Origin of the sequence: Hydrogenophaga sp. (genome assembly GCF_050182545.1) — a bacterium.
Classification (GTDB): domain Bacteria; phylum Pseudomonadota; class Gammaproteobacteria; order Burkholderiales; family Burkholderiaceae_C; genus Hydrogenophaga.
Window position 1 is genome coordinate 1 of sequence record NZ_JBFXCD010000042.1, and the last position, 3,064, is coordinate 3,064.

General features: G+C 66.6%; 2 protein-coding genes and 1 pseudogene. 1 reads left to right on the forward strand and 2 read right to left on the reverse strand.

Annotation, left to right across the window (positions count from 1 at the left end):
* A pseudogene (locus AB7P10_RS20080) lies at positions 1–284 on the reverse strand (hypothetical protein); the annotation flags it as partial.
* Positions 285–520: 236 nt separating this feature from the next.
* Here AB7P10_RS20080 and AB7P10_RS20085 point away from each other — a divergent pair.
* Entirely contained in the window at positions 521–1,474 is a 954-nt protein-coding gene (locus AB7P10_RS20085; protein ID WP_428295612.1) for an IS110 family transposase, read from the forward strand.
* 81 nt (positions 1,475–1,555) lie between these two features.
* Here AB7P10_RS20085 and mdoH read toward each other — a convergent pair.
* Positions 1,556–3,064 (reverse strand): glucans biosynthesis glucosyltransferase MdoH (gene mdoH, locus AB7P10_RS20090; protein WP_428295613.1); only part of this gene is annotated, 1,509 nt, incomplete at its 5' end.

The window sequence follows — 3,064 nt, forward strand, 5'->3', positions numbered from 1 at the left end:
CGCAGCAACTGCGCCATGCGCACGGCGGTTTCCTCGGCCGTCTTGCGCAGCGTGGCTTCGAGCGCATCGCGCACTTCCTGCGCACCCGCATCGTGACCACGCGCAAAACCTTCGGCATGGGCCTGCTGGCGGGCCTGCTGCAACACCTCGGTGGTCACACCCTCCTGGTCGGAGCCTGTGCCCGTCTCTTCGCTGCCATCCACAGCCGAGAAATGCCATGCGGCCACCCCATCGATTTCCTCGCGCGGTATGAAGCGCGAATGAGGATTTGGCTTAGCGACCATGCGAGCACTCCTGGACCAGAGGCACCAAGGGTCCGGCTTGTATGGTTGAGGTGTTGGGGTGGAGGGCCTGGAAATCCGGCTATCGGGTTTGACCGACCGGCGGAGATTGCCCCCACCCCGCCTTCGAGCGTCGATAAGGAACTGAGCAGCCCCACAGCGCCGATCTGTGAGCAAGCCAACGCCGCTGGCGGGATCCCACCCCAACGTTCGTCATTGTTCATTGGAAGGGTCACATCATGCAAGAGCTCGCGCATTTCATCGGCGTGGACGTGTCCAAGGCCGAACTCGTCATCGCCACGCACGGCCAGGATGGTTGCCTGAGCGTGCCCAACGAATGCACCGCCATCCTGCAGTGGCTGCGCACGTTGGCCCCAGGCTCGCTCCTGGCCATGGAGTCCACCGGGCGCTACCACCAACGCCTGGCCCATCTGGCTGCGGGCACGGGCCTGCCCGTGTTCGTGCTCAACGCCCGCGACGTGTACTTCTACGCCAAGGCCCTGGGTGCGCGCGGCAAGACCGACCGGGTGGACGCCCGGGTCATCGCCCGCTACCTGGCCGAGCACCATGAGCGGCTGCACCCGTACCAAGCCCCCAGCGCCTCCCAGGCCGAGCTGGAGCAGTTGCTGGGCCAGCGCTGGACGGTCGTGACCAAGCGGGTCGCCTTGCGCCAGTCCTTGCAGGACTGCGGCGCGAGCATCGCGCAGGCCGTCTCGCAGCTCGATACGGCCTTTGCCACCTTGCTCAAGACCATCGATCAGCGCATCACTGCGTTGATTCAGACCGATGTCCAGTTGCACCGTGCACGCACCTTGCTGCAGGGCATCGTGGGCGTGGGCCCCCAATCCAGCGCTTTGCTCACCAGCTTGCTCGCGCGCGTGCCATTTGCCAGTTCCGATGCCCTGGTGGCCTACAGCGGGCTGGACCCACGGGCCAACGACTCCGGGCGCAGCACAGGGCGAAGACGCCTGTCCAAACGGGGCGATCCGGCGCTGCGACATCAGATGTTCATGGCGGCCATGTCGGCCTGTCACACCAGCACATTCGCCGCTACGTACCAGGCGCTGCGTGCCCGGGGCCTCAAGACCACCGAGGCGCTGGTGATCCTGGCACGCAAGCTCCTGCGCATCGCCTTCGCCGTCTGGAAATCCGGCCAACCCTTTGAGCCGCATCTCGTCACCCAGAACGCTTGACGAAAACCATAGAACCTCCGCCGGCCCAAGGTGTCGCCCCCCTTGGAGGGGAGTGGCGCCGAAGGCGACGCGGGGGGTGCTTCAAGTCAGTGCAAACCGGCTGGCATGACGCCAGGCCCTGCGCAGAACCGCCGGCGACCACGATTCCTCGGGAATCAGCAGCACGCCGCGCGAACGCATCCACGCCCCCAGGTCCACGTGGCTGGTGGCCACCGTCAGCGGCACCGCCAGCAGCAGCGGCAGGGCCACCGGTGCGAGCCAGATCAGCGCCATCGGGTTGATGGCAGCCACGCCCACAGCCATGAGGCCGATCACCAGCGTCATCGGCGCCAGGCTGGTCAGCGCATCGCGCCAGCTCACGCCATTGGCTTCACGGGGCGGCGACTTCCAGTCCAGCTTGATGCCGGTGATGGCGATCAGCACGAACAGCGAATGCGCCAGCATGCGGATGGGTGCCTGCAACAAGGCCAGCACCGTTTCCGCCACCGAGCTGCCCAGCAACGCGGCCGTGCCGCCAAACGACTTCTGCTCGCGCTTCATGAACACCGCCAGCAAGCCCAGCACTCGCGGCAGGAACAGCATCGACAGCGTCCAGGCCCACAACGCGCGAAGCTCGCCCGGCATGGCTTGCCAGAAGGTCGCCATGCCCGCATCGGACACCCACAGCGCCGTGCCAAAGCTCAGAAAAGCCAGCCACAACGGCGCCGAGAGGTACGACATGGCGCCGATGGCGAACATGGTGCGGTGCACGCGGTGGATGCCGGGCTCGGCCATCAGGCGCGAGTTCTGCAGGTTGCCCTGGCACCAGCGGCGGTCGCGCTGCAGTTCGCTCAGCAAATCCGGCGGTTGCTGCTCGTAGCTGCCGGTCAGGTCGGAGACCAGCCACACGTGGTAGCCGGCGCGGCGCATCAGCGCGGCTTCGACAAAATCGTGCGACATGATGCCGCCCGACATGCCGCCGGTGCCCTTGATCGGCGCCAGCGCGCAATGCTTCATGAAGGGCTCGACGCGGATGATGGCGTTGTGGCCCCAGTAGTGCGATTCGCCGAGCTGCCAGAACTGCATGCCCAGCGTGAACAGGCGACCCGTCACGCGCGAGCCGAACTGCTGCGCGCGGGCGTGCAGCGTGGCGTGACCAATGGCTTGCGTGGCGGTCTGCACGATGCCGGCTTGCGGGTTGGCTTCCATCAGCTTGACCATGGCGACAATGCAGCTGCCGCTCATGACGCTGTCGGCGTCGAGCACCACCATGTAACGGTAGTCGTTGCCCCAGCGGCGGCAGAAGTCGGCCACGTTGCCGGCCTTGCGGTGGCTGCGGCGCGTGCGCAGGCGGTAATACACCTCGATCTGCGGCAGGTCGGGCTGTGCGGCCAGTGCCGCGCGCAGGTCTTCCCAGGCCGACTTCTCGGCCGCAGCAATGGCCGGGTCGTAGCTGTCGGACAGCACGAACACATCGAACTGGTTCGAGTGGCCGGTGGCGGCCAGCGATTCGCAGGTGGCGCGCAGGCCGGCGAACACCGTGGCCACGTCTTCGTTGCAGATCGGCATGATGATCGCCGTGCGCGCATCCGGATTCATCGGGTCGTTGCG